This window comes from Vreelandella boliviensis LC1 (assembly GCF_000236035.1).
GTDB lineage: Bacteria > Pseudomonadota > Gammaproteobacteria > Pseudomonadales > Halomonadaceae > Vreelandella > Vreelandella boliviensis.
In genome coordinates, this window is record NZ_JH393259.1 from 46,948 (window position 1) to 64,674 (window position 17,727).

Annotated in this window: 13 protein-coding genes; 5 read left to right on the forward strand and 8 right to left on the reverse strand. The window is 53.4% G+C overall.

Annotated features, from left to right (window positions below; all coding sequences use genetic code 11):
• Positions 1 to 8: 8 nt before the first annotated feature.
• From KUC_RS14705 to KUC_RS14725, 5 genes are all read right to left on the reverse strand, one after another.
• Positions 9 to 899, reverse strand: a complete 891-nt coding sequence (locus tag KUC_RS14705; RefSeq protein WP_244264817.1) for a DUF3034 family protein — start codon at positions 897 to 899, stop codon at positions 9 to 11.
• Positions 896 to 3,265, reverse strand: a complete 2,370-nt coding sequence (locus KUC_RS14710) for a bifunctional diguanylate cyclase/phosphodiesterase (protein WP_007114013.1) — start codon at positions 3,263 to 3,265, stop codon at positions 896 to 898. Before KUC_RS14710 ends, KUC_RS14705 begins: the two co-directional genes overlap by 4 nt.
• Before the next feature lie 50 nt (positions 3,266 to 3,315).
• Positions 3,316 to 4,005 carry a cupredoxin domain-containing protein gene (locus tag KUC_RS14715; RefSeq protein ID WP_007114014.1) on the reverse strand — a complete coding sequence of 230 codons (690 nt, stop codon included), beginning with the start codon at positions 4,003 to 4,005 and terminating at the stop codon, positions 3,316 to 3,318.
• Between the two features lie 198 nt (positions 4,006 to 4,203).
• On the reverse strand, positions 4,204 to 4,797 hold the full coding sequence (locus KUC_RS14720) for a transglycosylase SLT domain-containing protein (RefSeq protein ID WP_007114015.1): 594 nt from the start codon (positions 4,795 to 4,797) through the stop codon (positions 4,204 to 4,206).
• Positions 4,781 to 6,499 (reverse strand): proline--tRNA ligase, encoded by a 1,719-nt coding sequence (locus KUC_RS14725; protein ID WP_007114016.1) that lies wholly within the window; start codon positions 6,497 to 6,499, stop codon positions 4,781 to 4,783. The genes KUC_RS14720 and KUC_RS14725 overlap by 17 nt, the downstream gene beginning before the upstream one ends.
• Positions 6,500 to 6,737: 238 nt before the next feature.
• Here KUC_RS14725 and KUC_RS14730 point away from each other — a divergent pair, with 238 nt between their 5' ends.
• Positions 6,738 to 7,172: a hypothetical protein gene (locus KUC_RS14730; RefSeq protein WP_007114017.1), complete on the forward strand. Its 435-nt coding sequence runs from the start codon at positions 6,738 to 6,740 to the stop codon at positions 7,170 to 7,172.
• A gap of 99 nt (positions 7,173 to 7,271) precedes the next feature.
• On the opposite strand, the gene KUC_RS14735 is transcribed toward KUC_RS14730, so the two are convergent.
• Positions 7,272 to 8,027: a glycerophosphodiester phosphodiesterase family protein gene (locus KUC_RS14735; RefSeq protein ID WP_007114018.1), complete on the reverse strand. Its 756-nt coding sequence runs from the start codon at positions 8,025 to 8,027 to the stop codon at positions 7,272 to 7,274.
• 227 nt (positions 8,028 to 8,254) lie between these two features.
• On the opposite strand from KUC_RS14735, the gene KUC_RS14740 reads away from it, so the two are divergent.
• The 4 genes from KUC_RS14740 (at position 8,255) to glpK (ending at position 14,038) form a co-directional block, all read left to right on the forward strand.
• On the forward strand, positions 8,255 to 9,232 hold the full coding sequence (locus KUC_RS14740; RefSeq protein ID WP_007114019.1) for an NADPH:quinone reductase: 978 nt from the start codon (positions 8,255 to 8,257) through the stop codon (positions 9,230 to 9,232).
• A gap of 316 nt (positions 9,233 to 9,548) precedes the next feature.
• On the forward strand, positions 9,549 to 11,507 hold the full coding sequence (locus KUC_RS14745) for an SLC13 family permease (RefSeq protein ID WP_007114020.1): 1,959 nt from the start codon (positions 9,549 to 9,551) through the stop codon (positions 11,505 to 11,507).
• Between the two features lie 125 nt (positions 11,508 to 11,632).
• A complete protein-coding gene (locus KUC_RS14750) occupies positions 11,633 to 12,391 on the forward strand; it encodes a DeoR/GlpR family transcriptional regulator (RefSeq protein WP_007114021.1) in 759 nt (252 codons plus the stop codon).
• Positions 12,392 to 12,553: 162 nt separating this feature from the next.
• The gene (gene glpK, locus KUC_RS14755; protein ID WP_007114022.1) at positions 12,554 to 14,038 is read left to right on the forward strand and encodes a glycerol kinase GlpK; all 1,485 of its coding nucleotides are present in this window, start codon (positions 12,554 to 12,556) and stop codon (positions 14,036 to 14,038) included.
• Positions 14,039 to 14,142: 104 nt separating this feature from the next.
• Here the strand turns inward: glpK and KUC_RS14760 are convergent, their stop codons facing one another.
• Both KUC_RS14760 and KUC_RS14765 read right to left on the reverse strand, forming a co-directional pair.
• Positions 14,143 to 15,786 carry a glycerol-3-phosphate dehydrogenase/oxidase gene (locus tag KUC_RS14760; protein WP_007114023.1) on the reverse strand — a complete coding sequence of 548 codons (1,644 nt, stop codon included), beginning with the start codon at positions 15,784 to 15,786 and terminating at the stop codon, positions 14,143 to 14,145.
• A 127-nt stretch (positions 15,787 to 15,913) separates the two neighbouring features.
• A complete protein-coding gene (locus KUC_RS14765; RefSeq protein WP_007114024.1) occupies positions 15,914 to 17,677 on the reverse strand; it encodes an ABC transporter substrate-binding protein in 1,764 nt (587 codons plus the stop codon).
• Between the last annotated feature and the right edge of the window lie 50 nt (positions 17,678 to 17,727).

A 17,727-nucleotide genomic window follows, 5' to 3' on the forward strand; every position in this document is an offset into this window, starting at 1 on the left:
CGCCCCACTTAAAAAGCTGCCTGAAGTGAAAGATAGCCGCCGCGTTGGGAAGGTAGGCCAGCAATATCGCCTAAATCCAACCACGCGCCCGTGAGTGATAAGTGCTTATTGAAGAAGTAGGCACTGTAGAGACTTTGCCAATCATGCTCTTCGGCCACGCTTAAGTTATCGGGTTTCTGACGATACTCGGCGCCGATAATCCATTGAGGGGTAATAAAGATGCCCACGCTGCCCTCGGCTACCCACGAGCGGCTACCCTGATCACCCCCAAAGCCGATCAGGCCACCTTGGTTGGCATCGGTATTGCGCAGGGTGGCGTTGAGCAGCACATTGCGCCCAGCAACGGCACTAAACAGCAGCTTGCTGGCGCTAAGATACACATCGGTACCGCTTGTTTCATCGGCGCCAAGGGCGGTGGGAATAGCCCCATCAACCAGTCGCTTATGCTGTGCTCCAACACTCCAAATGCCCCAAGGGTGATAAAGCACATCGCCGAATAAGCGCACCTTTGCGCCGTAAATATCCTGGCCTAGCTCGCCACCAAGAGTCTCCAAATCAAGCGTCTGACGCGCTACAGAGACTTCAATACGATCATAAATATTCAGGCTAGCACCGGTCACCGTTAGTCGATAATCGTCCACCCAGGCACGGGTCGTGGCGGCAGTGACGCCTATTTCCCGTTCGCTTGCGGTGCTGGCAAGCACCGCCCAAGGCGATAAACCGCCTCCCGCGGCCCCTTCAATAGCACTCACTCCACCGGTTCCTAGAATACGGCTACCGGCAAAGGAGGGCGCGGAGGCAAGCGCTAAAGAAACCGCTAAGCAAAACGCAAGGCAGCGGGAAAGGGAGTGTCGAAAGGGTGAACTGGGCGGTGAAAACATAGCTTGAAATAACATCATGGCTTTCCCTGGAGCGTCTTTAGTATGGAAGACATCGGGTGGGGCAATGACAGCGATTTATAACTATCCAACCAAGCGGGTAACTCGTCAGCAGGCATCGGTTTAGCAATCCAATAACCCTGTAAATAGTCGCAGCCGAGCTTGCTCAGTAGTTCGGCGCTGGCGCGATTCTCAACCCCCTCTGCCACTAAGCGCAGACCCAGGCTATGACCCATTTCGATGGTCGAGCTGACAATGGTTAAATCATCTTTTTGGGAGTCAATTGCCAGTACAAAAGATTTATCGATCTTGAGTTCATCCACGGGTAAGCGTTTGATTTGCGCCAGGGAGGAGTAGCCGGTGCCGTAATCGTCAATGGCGATACGCAGCCCCAGCTGGTTGAGTTCCGTCAGTGTGGCCATGGCGGCATCAACGTCCTGCATAACGGCACTTTCAGTGACTTCGATACTCAGGCGGGCAGGGGCAAGGCGATAGCGTTGAAGTAGGCTAGCCAAGTAAGCAGCTAATTGGCGATCCATCACATCACTGGCGGAGAGGTTAACGGCTACCGATACGTGGTAACCAAGCTGCTGCCAGGCATGCAGTTGGGCGCAGACATTGGCTAACATCCAGTGGCTAAGCATGCTGATACTCCCCGAGCGTTCAGCTAAACCAATAAATTCATCGGGCGGTACAAAACCTAGCGAGGGGTGGCGCCAGCGCATCAACGCTTCACATTGATTAACATGGCCGCTGCGTGTGTCTACTTTAGGCTGATAGGCCATCCACAGTTCACCATTGCCCACCGCGTCCTGTAGATCACGAATCAAGGTGAGCTGACGCAAATGGTGCTCATCCTGACCCTCCAGGTAGCGCTGGTGGGTGTGTCGGTGGCGGCGCGCCATATCAAGTGCTATATCAGATCGCCGCAGCAGCAGTTGCGGGCTATCGCCATGGTCTGGGTAGTTGGTTTCACCGGCAGAAAGAGAGGGAGTAATGGGAGATTTATCAAGATCGATAGGATGGTGCAGCGTAGTGAAAAGACGTGTTCGCCAGGCAAAGTCGCTTCTTGACTGCTTGACGAGAAGGAATAACTCGTCACTATCAAGCCGGTAGGCAGTACTCTCAGAGTCATCCAAGTGCTGCAAACGCTTGGCCAGTGTGACTAGTACATGATCCCCCAACGCGTAGCCGAAGGTGTCGTTAATATCGCGAAAGTTATTAATCGCAAGGCGCAGCAAGGTAAACGGCTCGCCGCGTTGGATCAAAAGGCTAATATCCTCTTGGGCACTTATGCGATTGGGCAGGTCGGTGAGTAAATCGTGGCGGGACTGGTGATGAAGAGTGGCCTCGCGCTGAGCGATGCCCTCCTGCATGGCGAGTAGTGTCGACGCCAAAAGTCCTGTTTCACTGCGCTCGGTACCGGTAGGTAACTCGGTGAAACGCTCGCCGCGTCCAATGCGCTGTGCCGCCTTTGCAAGCTCCATTAACGGTTTGCTCATGCTCCGCGCACTCCACATGGCAATGAGCACGGTAAACAGCAGAATCAGGGCAATGATTCCCAGCAGTTGCCACTGCAATGAGCGGTAAGCGCCGAGTAGCTCGTTGCGGGATATTTGAAGTAGCGCATAGGTGTGATTAGCATCGTCGGAATTGAGTTGACTCGCATAGGAGAGGTACTCCGCATCCGGTGTCATCTGGCTGTGTAATGAGTATTCGCCATTGATTAGCTCACCACCACGTCCGCTCATTAACCGCTGAGCTAACTGCTTATCATGAGTGCTTTCAAGGTAACTGATCTCATTGTTATCAAGAAAGTTAACAACGCTAATATCCAGCCCCGTTAACGCATTAATCTCTTCCGTCACCGCCTCATTGATTAAAAAACCCATGCCGACCCAGCCGATTAGATTGGGGGCACGAACGGGCAGCAGGGCAAACTCATAAGGTTGACCCTCGGCTATGACGACGCTAACCGCTTTGCCCTCTTGGCGAGCCCGCTCGAACAGCTGCGGGAAAGGCATCGGGCTATTTTGCGCGTGATGGCTGCTGGCTAAAATATGGCCATCTAGTCCACTGAGTAACACGATGTCTGCCTTGGCTCTGTCGCCATGGTTGGCCAGAACGGAGTAGAGCGTCTCGGTATCCTGGGTGGAAACGGCGCTCTTAAAACCGAAGTCATCGGCGAGGATGGCGACGTTATTGGCTAACTGCTCACCGCGAGCGTCCAGCAGTTGTTCCAATACCTTGGCGCCCACTTCTAAACGTTGGGAGCCTTTTGCAATGACGTCGTTTTGGGTCGCGCGAAGAAACGCCACCCCGGTGGCGAGTTGCGAGACAATCACCACGGTCAGTAGCACTAGCATCAGGCGCGTTCTAAAGCGCATAGCAACCTCACTAAGTGGCGGACCGCCACCTCCTGAACACTGGTAGGAACTTAAGTGGCATCTTTAAAGCGTTGTTGCAGAGGTGAAAGAGTTGGCGCTGGCGGTGGCAGCGCGTTGAGTTCCAAGTTAACGTCCAGTTGGTCAGTATCGGTAATCATGCCTTCCCACCAGACTTGCTGGCTATCATCAAGTAGCGGGTGCCAAACGCGCACTCGGTGTTGACCAGGCGGTAGCGTCGGCAGGTTAAGCATGCCTTCGGCACCTGTTGATGCTGCAAAAGGGGCGTCGCTGACGACAATAAATGCCTGCATATGGTCGTGAATATTGCACCCTAAAACGACAATGCCTGGTTGATCGAATTTAACCGGCGGAGGCGTTTCTTGTAGGTAGAGATTTAAATCAAAGGTTTTGGCCGGTGAGAAAGAGTAGACGTGATGACGGGTTGTATCTTGATTGGGAAAGGCCACATAGCTGTCGGTAGGGACGGTTAGTACCTTGGGGTGAAAGGCGGCATCACGCTGGTAGATATTCTCTTCTTGAGGTAGATTGCCCGCCGCCGAATCGTAGTAAACCTCAACAACTGCATCCTCAAGCGGTTGGCCATCAGCACTGCTGATGGTTATCTGCGCGGCGTTAGCGGTGGAGCCAAGTAGGGTTATTATCGTCAGTACAAATAGCGTGGCGGCGTATGCACTGATAAAACCGATAAAAGGGCGCTGTTGTAGTGTTGGCTCTGGCATTGAGATCGTCATCCCGCATTAAGCTGACAAATTGTTAAGTCTAATAGTGGATGGATTGAGCAAGAAAGTCATGCGTTTGGCTTAACGGTAAGCCAACACTTTTACTTTGACCTTAATTGAGCACTGGCTCTTGCGCTGGCGACCAGGTCAGCTTGTACCGCTGAACTGAGATGAGAGGTGCGTTGTTTAATGCAATGTTTAACGCAATGTTGGCTGGCGCCAAGTATTCCGCCAGGCGTGCATGACCCGCTCCGGGTACCAGGTTTCGCCCAAGCTGCCGTTATAGCGTGCTAGCGCGCGGGTAAAGTCACCATTCTCGATAGCGAGGTAGTGCGCCAAAATAGTACAGCCATAGCGCAAATTGCGTGGCGGGTAGGTTAAGTCGTCAATCGGTAGCCCAAGTTCGCTGACCCAGAAAGGCATAATTTGCATCAGGCCAACGGCGCCTGCAGAGGAGATAGCATCCGCTTTGAAGGCGCTTTCCACCTGAATCAAAGCTAACACCAAATCAGGCGGTAAGCCTGCCAGTCTGGCTTCTTGGTAGATACGCGTTAGCAGTGTCTGGCGCTGTACGGCATCATCAATAAAGCGCGCTAGCGGCGTGTCCATGCGTTCACGCCACTGACGCGCTACCCACTGCTGTTGAGCCGTTCGATGCTGCTGATTGGCAGACTCAAGCGTAGGCCGCAGCGTTTGAGGTAACAGCTGAGCCGCAGCTGGGCTTGTCACTACTAGCCCAGCGCCGCTCAGCAATAACCCGCTAAGCGTTACTACCTTAGCTAGCTTTCTCACGCAAAAAGTCGATGATTTGATCCGCAGGCACCATGGTGGCTTCGCTATCCCGGCGTCCTTTATATTCCAGTTCGCCGTTGTCCAGGCTGCGGTCACCGATGACCAGGCGATGAGGAACGCCCATCAGCTCCAAATCAGCAAATTTAACCCCAGGACGGGTGTCGCGGTCATCCAGTAAGACATCTAAGCCTGCGGCGGTGAGCGCTTGGTAAAGACGTTCAGACTCCTCGCGAACACGTTGTGATTTGTGCGCATTCATCGGCACCAGCGCCACCTGGAAGGGGGCAATGGCGTTGGGCCAGATAATGCCGGATTCGTCGTGGTTTTGCTCAATGGCCGCAGCAACCACGCGGGTCACGCCGATGCCGTAGCAACCCATCCACGGGTGGCTGGTTTTGCCGTTGTCGCCCAGCACGTTGGCGTTCATCGCCTGGGAGTACTTTTGGCCAAGCTGGAAGACGTGACCAACCTCGATACCGCGCTTGATGGAGAGCATGCCTTGGCCGTCTGGAGAGGGATCGCCTTCCACCACATTACGCAGGTCGGCAACGTCGGGCAGGGCTACATCGCGCTCCCAGTTAATGCCGAAGTAGTGCTTGTCATCCACATTGGCACCGGCGCCGAAGTCGCTCATCAGCGCGACGCTGCGGTCAATAATCACCGGCATTTTCAAGCCCACTGGGCCGAGCGAGCCGGGGCCAGCACCCACCGCAGCGCGAATCTCCTCTTCACTGGCCATGGTCAGCGGTGCAGCTACTTGAGATAGGTTTTCTGCTTTTACCTCGTTCAACTCGTGATCACCACGAACGAGGAGCGCGATTAAGCCGCCTTCGGCAGCGTGAACCATCAACGTTTTAACGGTTTTCTCAATCGGTAGCTCGAACTGCTCAACCAATGTGGCGATGGTTTTGGCATCGGGGGTATCGACGAGGCGTAGTTCTTCGCCGGGTTCGGCGCGGGTAGCCTGGCTGCCAAGCGGAGCAGGTAGTGCCTCGGCTTTCTCCATGTTGGCCGCATAATCGGAGGAGTTGGAGAACACGATATCGTCTTCACCGGAATCGGCCAGCACGTGGAATTCGTGAGAACCGGTGCCGCCGATCGAGCCGTTGTCAGCGATAACAGGACGAAAGTTAAGCCCCAAACGTGTGAAAATGCGCGTGTAGGCGTCGTACATGTCCTGGTAAGTCTGTTTCAGCGAGGTTTCATCCAAGTGGAAGGAGTAGGCGTCCTTCATAATGAACTCACGCGAGCGCATCACCCCAAAACGTGGGCGAATCTCGTCGCGGAATTTGGTTTGAATCTGGTAGAAATTGACCGGCAGCTGTTTATAGCTGGCAATCTCTTTACGCACCAGGTCGGTAATGACTTCTTCGTGGGTCGGGCCGACGCAGTAGTCGCGGTCGTGGCGATCTTTGAGACGTAATAACTCGGGGCCGTACTGTTCCCAGCGGCCAGACTCTTGCCATAGTTCGGCGGGCTGAACGGCGGGCATCAGTACTTCTTGAGCACCGGCGCGGTTCATCTCTTCGCGCACAATGGCTTCCACCTTGCGCAGTGTACGCAGGCCAAGTGGCAGCCAGGTGTAAAGCCCAGAGGTTAAACGGCGAATCATCCCAGCGCGGAGCATTAACTGGTGGCTAATGACTTCGGCGTCAGCCGGGGTTTCTTTTAGAGTGGCAATCAATAGTTGGCTGGCGCGCATGGACGTTAGCATTCCTTGGTTTTTGAAAAAAGCTCTTGAGAAAGCTCTTAAAAGCGTTGAATGGGGATATTGTACGGCCTAGCGGTTAAAGCGGCAAAATAGTGCCTATCGTCAAATCATCAACGCTTTAGGATGCTGTGCTAAACTGACCGAGTTTATGGCGCGTTAGTCGGCAAAAAAAACGAAAGCGCAATGCGCTATATCGACTATCGATACTTTTTTATTTGAGGGAACCTTCATGCATCAAGCAGTTCGTCGCTGGTTGACTGGCGCCGTGGTTGGCGTTTCCATTGTATCACTGAGTGGTTGTGGTACGCTTTTTCATCCTGAGCGTAAGGGGCAAATGAGCGGTGATATTGATCCGGTCATTGCTGTCGCCAATGGGGTGGGTCTGTTGTTCTTTATCGTACCCGGAGTGATTGCCTACGCCGTGGATTTCTCTAATGGCACCATCTATTTGCCGGGCCGCAGCAGTACCTCAGTAGATGTTCACCACTTAGACGACGCTATGGATGTAGCTTCACTGGAGAAACTGCTGACTGAGAAAGCCGGTCAGCCAGTGAGCTTAGAGAACGAATTGGTGATGATTGAAGAGATGAGTAGCTTGGATGAGGCGCTGGCAATGGTGCGCATGTCTGGCGTACTGGATGAAGAGAAGCTTTCAGCGATGTAACGCCACCCTTTACTGCTTAAGCCTAGCCCAGCTCGATGCTTGGCTGGGTTTTTTATGTTTAGCAAGTGTTTAAGCCAGCTGGGCAAGCTTAGAACTTATTTAATGGCTATCTAAAAAGCGCTTGAACGCGGCCGGTTCATCGGTGATGACACTGCCGATACCCCACTCCCAGCGGCTATGAAAAGCGCTGGGGTCATTGGCGGTATAGCACAATATTTGATAGCCATCGCGCTGCATAGCGTCGGCTTGGGCGCGCTTCAAACGTGGCCAGTGAGGGTGCACGCTGAACGCCTCAACAGCCTCGCACTGCTCACGCCAGTTTTTGGGCACGCTACCAAATAGCACGCCCAGGGCCAGCCGCTCTGCGTTGGCAAATTGACGGCAGTGGCCAAGAGCAGCGGCATTGAAGGAGGAAATAATCAAACGCTCGGGGGGTAGAGTATCCAGCATCTCCGGCAGCGCACGCTCAACCAGCGCGATGGGGTCGCGGCCTTTGTTGACCTTTATTTCCATATTGACGCCCATTTCCAGCTCGTTAAGCAGTGCCAACATTTGCGCCAAGCTGGGCATTTTCTCACCCGCAAAACGGTCGTCAAACCAACTGCCTGCGTCCAGCGTTTGCGCCTTGGCCCAATCCATAGAGGCAAGCCCGCCGCGGCCGTTTGAGCAACGTGCGACATCGCTGTCGTGCCAAATCACCGGGGTGCCGTCACCCAGTAGCTGCACATCCAGCTCTACCCATCTGGCACCCGCTTGGTGGGCAGCGCGCACCGCCGCTAGGGTATTTTCGGGGGCAGCGGCGGAGTAACCGCGGTGGGCGATAAGCGCGGGAAGTTGAATAGCGGGATGCGTCATGACAAATCTCTAAGCCTTCGACGATAAAAGATCGCTAATACTAGCATGGGCGCATGACAGCGGGATTGCATTGCCTCGCGTCCTAATGGGTAAAAATACGCTAGCGTGCTAGCTTGATTTAAACGTCGCGACGCGCTTGTATAGCAGGACCTGATGCCATGCTTACCATTATTCTGAGGTGGCGTATCAACTCAAATAATAAGCAAATTACACAATAAGGAGTCCTAATGTCTCAGCGTATTCAATTTGCCCACACCGGCGGTTCTGAAGTGCTTGAACTGGTCGACGTTTCCCCCGCTGAACCCGGCCAGGGTGAAGTGCGTATCGCCAATAAGGCTATCGGCCTTAATTTTATCGATATCTATTTCCGAACCGGACTTTACCCAGCGCCCTCTATGCCTTCAGGGCTAGGCACCGAAGGCGCCGGTGTGGTCGATGCGGTTGGCGAAGGGGTCACACACTTAAACGTTGGCGATCGCGTGGCCTATGCCCAAGGCCCTTTGGGCGCCTATGCAGAGCTACATACACTACCCGCAGCTAAAGTGATTAAGCTCCCCGACTTTGTGGATTTTGAAACCGCAGCGGCGAGTATGCTCAAGGGTCTCACCGTGCAGTATCTGCTGCGCCAAACCTATCAACTAAAAGGTGGCGAAACTATTCTGTTTCACGCCGCGGCGGGTGGGGTGGGTTCGATTGCCTGCCAGTGGGCGAAGTCACTAGGCGTTAAGCTGATCGGCACCGTCAGCTCACAGGAAAAAGCGGATCTAGCCATGGCTAATGGCGCCTGGGCGACGATCAACTATAGCGAGGAGAACGTAGCCGAGCGTGTACGCGAGCTTACCAACGGCGATATGTGCGATGTGGTGTACGACTCGGTGGGTAAAGACACTTGGGAAATATCACTGGACTGCTTAAAGCCCCGTGGGCTGATGGTCAGCTTTGGCAACGCTTCCGGCCCGGTGGATGGCGTTAATATTGGTATTCTTAATCAGAAGGGCGCGCTCTATGTGACGCGCCCTAGCCTTAACGGTTACGCCGACACCCGTGAGCGTTTGGAAATGATGTGCGAAGAGTTCTTCGCCATGATTGAAAGCGGTAAAGTCAAAATTGATGTTGCCAACCGCTACCCGCTGGCTGAAGCAGGCCAAGCCCAAGACGCCCTACAAAGCCGTAAAACCACAGGGTCTACTATTTTGCTGCCGTAGCGAGCTTGTTTTATCTGATGTCATTTCTTTGGGAGGAGGAGCGGGCTCAGTCTGCAAGAGTGTTGCGATGCAGTGAAGTCTTGCAAGCCGCTGTATTTATAAGCCTAACTCTTCTCTATAGGCACTCCCTTTGCAGCTCGGCATTGCCGGGCTGCTGTGTTTTTATAGGATAGGCGTTGATAAAACTCTCCATTTGCCGGGGCTATACGTGTGTATAGTAAACGTCTAATGTGCAGTAGAAATAGCCATGTTGAAAGCGTGGCGTGCATCAATTGAGTGGCGACCTATCAAGCGGTAGCAAGGGAGTAGTAAAAGGATGTCGGCTGAGGACATAAGTGTTGAGAGCTCAAGCGCTGAGAGCTCCGGTATTGAAGACGTAAGCATTGAAGCATTGGATCTAGGATGGTTAACGCTTACGTCCAGCACACTGGTGTTTATCGTACTTGGACTAACGCTCGCTGCATTTATCTGGGGCCGTTTTCGTTATGACTTAGTGGCGCTGGCGGCGTTGCTAGGTTCCGTCATGCTGGGGCTTGTACCGGCTGAAAGCGCTTTCACAGGTTTTGGCCACCCAGCGGTGATTACCGTTGCCGCTGTGCTGGTGCTTAGCCGCGGTTTTGAGCGCTCGGGTGTGGTCGATATTATCGCCAATCAGGTGCTAAAAGTGGGTGAAAATCTGTTGCTCCAACTATTAGTACTGGTCGGCACCATCGTATTGCTATCAGGCATTATGAACAACGTGGGCGCCCTGGCGCTGTTGCTACCGGTGGCTATGCGGCTTGCTCGCGAACACAATACTTCGCCTTCTTTACTGTTGATGCCGTTGGCATTCGGGTCTTTGCTCGGCGGCCTGACAACGTTGATTGGCACCCCGCCCAATATCATTATTTCCAGTTATCGCAGGGATGTAACGGGCGAGGCATTTAGTATGTTTAGCTTTTCGCCCGTTGGCATTGCGGTAGCACTGGCGGGGTTGGCCTTTATTGTGTTGATTGGCTGGCGCTTAACGCCTAAGCGTAGCGGCCAAGCCTCTACGGATGAAATGTTTGATACCGCCAACTATTTAGTCGAGTTGAAAGTAGGCGAAGAGTCTAAAGCCAAAGGCTTAACGCTACAGCAGTTGTGCGACGAACTGGACGAAACCATCCCTGTGCTAGCGGTGGTGCGCGATGACAACCGTCGGGCTGGCTATAACTTCCACGGCGCCTTGGAAGAGGGCGATATTCTGTTGTTAGAGGCAGGGCCTGATGAGCTCCAGATGCTGGAGGACAAAGTGGGGCTTAGCGCGATCGCTGAACTGGAGGAAGAATCCGAGGGCGATCCAGAAGTGAATGATGCTGAGCATCCAGCTAGTCACAAAGATGCAGATAAGGCAAAAAAGAAAGACGCTGCACAAGATCAAAAGCCCGTGGATACCGAAGGACTGCAGTTAATCGAGGCCGTAGTTCGCAATGACTCGATGATGATTAACCGCAGCGTGCGCCAGCTACGCTTGAACCATCAGTTTGGTCTCCATCTGGTAGCGGTTGCCCGTGATGGAGGACGCCTGAAACAGCGGTTGCGGGATATTCGTTTTAAAAACGGCGACGTTTTGCTGCTCCAGGGCAGTGAAAATGAACTTTCAGATAGCTTAGCCTCGCTGGGGTGTCTGCCACTAGCGAGTCGCGAGTTGCACCTGGGCCAACCTCGCAAGCTGGCTATATCCATTGCCATCTTTGCTTTGGCGATCGTAGCCATGCTGTTTGATCTACTCCCGGCCGCTGTGGCCATGAGTACTGCTGCACTGATTTCGCTACTGATTGGCGTATTACCGTTACGCGAGGGGTATCAAGCTATTGATGGCCCCGTCATAGTGCTGCTAGCAGCGATGATACCCGTTGGTGAGGCATTAGAAACCAGTGGCGGTGCGGATTTGATTGCCAACGCGCTGTTGGGCTTTGGCAGCGACTGGCCGGTGGTCGTTACTATGATTGTCCTGTTTTTACTCTCTATGCTGCTCTCTAATGTGGTCAACAATGCGGCCGCTGCGTTGCTGATGGCGCCTATTGCGGTGAGCTTAGCCAATGGCTTTGATGTCTCACTCGATCCGTTCTTGATGGTGGTGGCTGTTAGCGCTTCCTGTGCATTTTTAACCCCTATTGGGCACCAATCCAATACGCTGGTGCTAGGGCCTGGCGGCTACCGCTTTGGCGATTATTGGAAGCTGGGCCTGCCGCTTTCATTGGTCGTGCTGGTGGTTGCTATCCCCATGATTTTATTGGTATGGCCTCTATAATAAGAGATATCACCGCTCGGTCTGTCGGTTCGGGGTTAGCCGAATTGCTTGATGAAAGCTATTAGATTTCGAAAATTTTGCTAGATTATGTTCAGATATCAATAAAAATCGAACAGGCCGGGCTTATGAATCAACAATTTCGTCAGGATGCCATTGTCGAGCTGGTTCGTCAGCATGGCTATATGAGTATCGAGCAGCTCACCGATCATTTCGCTGTGACACCGCAAACCATCCGGCGTGATTTGAATACCCTTGCTGATGAAGGTCGGGTTCGGCGAGTGCATGGCGGGGTGGGGATCGAGTCCAGTACGGTGAATACCGCCTACAGCACACGCAAGACGCTCCATCTGGAAGAAAAGGAGCGGATTGCCCGCTGTTTAGCTCAGCATATTCCTAATCACTCTTCACTGTTTATTAACATTGGCACCAGCAATGAAGTGATTGCTCAAGCGCTGCTAGAGCACCAGGGCCTTGAGATTATTACCAATAATCTTAACGTTGCCGCCATCCTGCAGCATAAAGAGGATTTCACCGTGATTATTGCCGGTGGGCAGGTGCGCTCCCGCGATGGCGGCATTATCGGTGAAGCCACTATCGACTTTATAAATCAGTTTAAGGTGGACTACGGCATTATCGGTATCAGCGGTATCGATGAAGATGGTTCGCTACTGGAATTTGACTACCAGGAAGTGCGTGTTGCTCAAGCAATTATTGCCAATTCGCGGCGGATTTATTTGGCGGCAGACTACTCTAAATTTCATCGTAACCCGGTCGTGCGGCAAGGCAATCTGGAACAGCTGGATGCGCTATTTACCGACCGCAAACCGCCGGAAACAATTCAGCGCTTGCTGACGCAACACGATGTGGCGCTGTACATTGCCTGAAGAGACTGCTTGAAGAGACTGCTTGAAGAGACTGCTTAATGAGATCGCTTAACGAGTCAGTTTCATCCTTGAGCATTTTAGGCGGCTAGAGTAGCCTTTGATAATAATAAAACGAAAGCAAGTATACAAAATCGAAAGACAATACAACAAAGTGAACTCGATATGTCCTCTTTTATACTCGCCATTGATCAAGGTACCACCAGCTCCCGCGCCATTCTGTTTGACCGCCAAGGCCAAGTGGCCGCTGTTGCCCAACAGGAATTCGCGCAGCACTTCCCCCACGACGGATGGATTGAGCACAACCCAGAAGATATTTGGAACACAGTGGTGGCGACCTGCCGAGATGTGATGCACAACGCAGAGATTACCGCCGACCAAATAGCGGGAATAGGCATTACCAACCAGCGGGAAACCACTATTCTGTGGGATCGGAAAACGGCTAAACCACTCTATAACGCCATCGTTTGGCAGGATCGTCGCACCTCTGATGTGTGCCAATCGCTGCGTGATAAAGGTCACACCGATGTCGTTCAAGCTAAAACGGGCCTGTTGATTGACCCCTACTTTTCAGCTACGAAGCTTGCATGGATACTGGATAACGTTGAGGGTGCTCGGGAACGCGCTGAGCAGGGCGAGCTGGCGTTCGGAACGGTAGATAGCTTTTTAATCTGGCGGTTAACCGGTGGCCAGCAGCACGTTACCGATGCCACCAACGCTTCTCGTACGGCGCTGTTTAATATCCATACCCAAGAGTGGGATGAAGAGTTGCTGACGCTATTCAATATCCCCGCCAATCTTATGCCGGAGGTGAAAGACTCCAGCGATGATTTTGGCACCACCGAAGCGCACTGGCTGGGCGCTGCGCTGCCCATTGCTGGGGTCGCGGGGGATCAGCAGGCTGCTTTAGTGGGGCAGGCGTGCTTTCAACCGGGGATGGGTAAAAGCACCTACGGCACCGGCTGTTTTATGATTGTGAATACCGGTGAAACGCCGTCGTTGTCGCGTAATCGTCTGCTGACCACCATTGGATACCGGCTTAACGGCAAGCCGACCTACGCTATGGAGGGCAGCATTTTCGTGGCCGGGGCGACGGTTCAGTGGTTGCGCGACGGCTTGAACCTGTTTGCTGACGCATCAGACACCGAAGCCTTGGCCCAGGAAACCCGCAGCGGCCACAGTGTTTATCTGGTACCCGCCTTTACCGGCTTAGGTGCCCCACACTGGGATCCTAAAGCTCGCGGCGCTATTTTTGGGTTAACCCGCGATACCGGCATCGCCGAAATAGTCGCCGCTGGCCTGCAAGCGGTGTGCTATCAAACCCGCGACCTGCAGCATTGTATGAATGATGACATGGAAGCCTCGCCGGGCACTTTACGTGTCGACGGTGGCATGGTGAAGAACAGTTGGCTTATGCAGTTTCTTGCCGATATGTTGGGTGTGCAGGTAGATCGTCCCACCATTCTGGAAACCACCGCGCTGGGGGCAGCTTACTTGGCCGGGCTGCGTCTCGGCTGGTATCAAACACTCGAAGAGATCGAGCGGCTGTGGCGCTGCGAAAAGAGCTTTATGCCCGCGATGGAGGAGACCACTCGCGAGCAGCTCTATCAGGGTTGGTTGGATGCAGTTTCACGCGTGCGCTCTAGCTAGATAAGGATTAGTAGCCGACTCTTAATGACTATTTTGTTTAACACTCAAAAGCCCCCTCATTGAGATGAGGGGGCTTTTTTATTTATGTGTAATCACTCGATATGTTAAACCACAGATGAAGCAGCAGGTGGCAGCGCAGTATCGCGGTTTTGTTCAAAATAGTGGTTAAAATGCTCGTCTGCATCATCGCCAAATAGCACCCGACATGCCTCTTTTAAGCCTGTGGACTGACGTAACTGCTCGTGATGTACCACCAGTGAAACTTTGGCACGGCGGCGCAGAAAATCCTCAAGCTGGGTGATCATCTCATGATCACGAGCATGCTCTATCTCACAGCGGATATACTCAGTGCCTTCAATTAAAATTTCGCCCTGAGCGGGATCCTGACGGATTTTCTCAAGCATCTGAATGGCTTGATCGGCGTAGCGCCGCCAGAGCCGAGTGGAGAGCAGCTCCGATGAAGTGGAGGCGGTCATGGCATCCAAATTCATACGTTTGGCTTGATCCATAAACTGCTGTTTCACGGGCTTAGGTGGTTCTCCGTACCACTGAAAGTCGGGATCTGACAGAGAAACTCCCAGGCGGCTAATTTCTTCGGCAATCTCATCGCCAACGTTCAAACAGTCGGTAAGCTTGCCGCCAAAGATGCTGATATGGGCGCTTTCGGTATTGGTATCCACCACGTGCTTGCGGGAAAGCTGAAGAAAGTCGCGGTCACTGCCCTGGTCATCTTTGATGGCTAATGGCCGTACGCCGCAGCGTGTCGAGATAATGTCGTCATGTGTTAGCGGTTTATCTAAGGTTAGGCGCTTATTGATATTTTCCAGCACAAAGGCGATATCGTCAGCGGTAACGTCTACCTCAGGGTGCGCCATATGGGTATCGGTGGTGCCGATACAGGTGCGGTTGCCCATAGGAATGACAAAAAACAGCCTTCCATCGTCGGCAAAAAACGCCAGCACCCGCTGTGAGTCGGTTAGCTGCGGAACGATGAGGTGAATGCCCTTGGAGTAGAGGTGATGATGGGTGGTTTTTTGGCCGGTCAGCTCGTTGTGCTGGTCCACCCAGGGTCCTGCGGCGTTGATCAACACCTTGGCACGGATATCGAAAGTGCTGCCATCCATTACGTTGCGGGCTTTAGTCACCCATAGGTTGCCCTCGCGCTCGGCGCCGAGTGATTCGACATAATTAGCAGCGATGGCGCCATAGTTAAGCGCATGACGCACAAAGTTAAATACAAAACGGGCGTCATTATCGTGGAGGTAAGCGTCGGAGTACTCGAAGCCGCCAATGGAGTCCTCGATATCAATAATCGGCTCTTGCTGCTTAATGTTGCTAGGCGAGAGCAGGCGCGGCAATTTAGTAAAGCCGTTGCCCATCAGCCAGTAAAGCCAGGTGCCCGCCCACAAGTAGCGTGGTGAATGACGGAAACCTTTTGAAATAGTGGTCAGGAAGCGAATCTCCTGCACTGTAGAAGGGTAACTTTTAATCAAGTGGTTGCGGCTTTTGCACAGCTTGCGAACCAGTGCAAAATCCTTGCTTTCCATATACTTAATGCCTCCCCATACTAAGTTGGAAGAGTGCATGCTGGTACTGCCAGCGAAGTCGCCGCGGTCAATCAGCGCGACTTTAGCGCCTTTGCCAGCCAGCGCTGCCGCCGTGGCTGCGCCATTAATACCGCCCCCGATAATCAGGGCATCAAAGGTCTCGTGAGGTAATTTTTCAATGTTTCGATTTCGCAGTTTCATAGCGGATCCAATTAACCAATAAATAGCCCGGTTGCTGTGGGTGTTTTCTGTTGTGCTATGGCCTGCCGCCAATGAAACCCTTGACAGGGCGGGCGGTTGCCCGCCCTGCAAGCGTTACGCGTGGTGATTATTGGCGCGTACCGGCTTCCATCCAGGCTTTCATCATTTCATCGTAAGGAACGGTGGTGCCCTGCGGCATTTCATTATCCAGCTTGGCTTTGGGCGAGCCCTCTTGATCCAGCCAATATTGTGGATCCTGTTCCTCGTTGAGCAATGGCGCATAGCTGTCGAAGACGTTGGCGCGGGCCAGGCGATGCATGGTGCTGTCCATATCCGCCGCCAGTTTATCTAGACCTTCCTGAGGCGTAACTTCACCACTCATTACCGGCGCCAGGTTTTGCCACCATAGCGGTGCCATGCGTGGGTAGTCAGGTACGTTGGTACCGGTAGGTGTCCAGTTCGACTCGTTGGGGCTGCGGTAAAACTCAACTAAGCCGCCCAGCTTCGGCGCCATTTCGGTCATCTGCTCGGAGAAGATGTCAGATTCGCGAATCGGCGTTAAACCGTGCATGAGTTTTTCCAGCGACACCGTTTTAGACACAGTGAATTGACCGAACAGCCATGCTGCGGTGCGACGATCTTCAGGGGTTGAGTCAAAGAACGTCCATGCCCCCACGTCCTGATAACCCACTTTCATTCCCTCTTCCCAGTAAGGGCCGGTAGGAGAAGGTGCCATACGCCATAGCGGATTGCCTTCGTCGTCAGTCACTGCGACCGCAGGGTCGGTCATGTCCGCAGTGAAGGCGGTGTACCAGAAGATTTGCTGAGCGATATGGCCTTGAGCAGGCACGGGGCCGGCTTCACCAAAGGTCATGCCTTGTGCTTCAGGCGGGGCAAAGTCACGTAGCCAATCGACGGCTTTTTGCATTGCAAATACCGAAGCGGGCGAGTTAGTGGCACCACCACGGCTGACGCTTGCGCCTACCGGCTGGCTGTCTTCGTTAACCCGGATACCCCAGTCATCCACCGGGTTACCAGAAGGGACGCCGGGGCTGCCCATACCCGCCATAGAAAGCCAGGAGTCGTGGAAGCGCCAGCCCAATGATGGGTCGCGGCGGCCGTAATCCATGTGGCCATAAACGGTAGTGCCATCAATTTCACCGACGTGCTCGGTGAAGAACTCAGCAATATCCTGGTAGGCTGTCCAGTTGGTGGGTACACCTAAGTCGTAACCGTAAATCTCCCGGAATTGCTCCTGTAAGTCTTCGCGTTGGAACCAGTCATGGCGGAACCAGTAGAGGTTGGCAAACTGCTGGGTGGGCAGTTGATAGAGACTGCCATCCGGCCCGGTGCCGTACTGCAGGCCAATAAAGTCATCTAGATCGAGCGTGGGCAGGGTGTAGTCGGCCCATTCATTCTCCATCGCTTCTGAAAGGTTGATGGTGGTGCCATAGCGAATATGCGTGCCGATGGCGTCGGTATCGTTGACGAAGCCGTCGTAGATACTGTTACCCGACTGCATCTGGTTCTGCATGGTGTCCACCACATCGCCTTCGCCGATGATGTTGTGGGTTAGGTTGATACCGGTAAGTTCGCTGAAAGCTTCTGCTAACACTTCACTTTCATAAACGTGCGTAGTGAGGCCCTCTGCCACGGTTTGGATATCCATGCCGCGGAAAGGCTCGGCGGCTTTGGCAAACCACATCAGCTCTTCGATCTGCTCTTCACGGCTCAACGTCGAGTTTTGGAAGTGCTCATCGACTAACCGCTCAGCGATAGCGCGGGTATCCTCTTCCTGCGCTGACAGCGTTCCCGATGCCAGTAGCAAGCCTGCAGCAAGGGTGGTCAGTCTGAATTTAGTGAGTTTGGATTTATTGTCGTGCTTTTGCATGTTGACCTCGTTTTGTTGTGTTCTTCCCTAATGGCTAGGCCGTCCCTGAT

Bases quoted from the DNA above. Each gene is read 5' to 3' on its own strand.
- KUC_RS14735 (WP_007114018.1), bottom strand. From the start codon at position 8,027: ATGACGCATCCCGCTATTCAACTTCCCGCGCTTATCGCCCACCGCGGT.
- KUC_RS14710 (WP_007114013.1), bottom strand. From the start codon at position 3,265: ATGCGCTTTAGAACGCGCCTGATGCTAGTGCTACTGACCGTGGTGATT.
- KUC_RS14740 (WP_007114019.1), top strand. From the start codon at position 8,255: ATGTCTCAGCGTATTCAATTTGCCCACACCGGCGGTTCTGAAGTGCTT.
- glpK (WP_007114022.1), top strand. From the start codon at position 12,554: ATGTCCTCTTTTATACTCGCCATTGATCAAGGTACCACCAGCTCCCGC.
- KUC_RS14765 (WP_007114024.1), bottom strand. From the start codon at position 17,677: ATGCAAAAGCACGACAATAAATCCAAACTCACTAAATTCAGACTGACC.
- KUC_RS14760 (WP_007114023.1), bottom strand. From the start codon at position 15,786: ATGAAACTGCGAAATCGAAACATTGAAAAATTACCTCACGAGACCTTT.
- KUC_RS14705 (WP_244264817.1), bottom strand. From the start codon at position 899: ATGATGTTATTTCAAGCTATGTTTTCACCGCCCAGTTCACCCTTTCGA.
- KUC_RS14715 (WP_007114014.1), bottom strand. From the start codon at position 4,005: ATGCCAGAGCCAACACTACAACAGCGCCCTTTTATCGGTTTTATCAGT.
- KUC_RS14730 (WP_007114017.1), top strand. From the start codon at position 6,738: ATGCATCAAGCAGTTCGTCGCTGGTTGACTGGCGCCGTGGTTGGCGTT.
- KUC_RS14745 (WP_007114020.1), top strand. From the start codon at position 9,549: ATGTCGGCTGAGGACATAAGTGTTGAGAGCTCAAGCGCTGAGAGCTCC.
- KUC_RS14750 (WP_007114021.1), top strand. From the start codon at position 11,633: ATGAATCAACAATTTCGTCAGGATGCCATTGTCGAGCTGGTTCGTCAG.
- KUC_RS14725 (WP_007114016.1), bottom strand. From the start codon at position 6,499: ATGCGCGCCAGCCAACTATTGATTGCCACTCTAAAAGAAACCCCGGCT.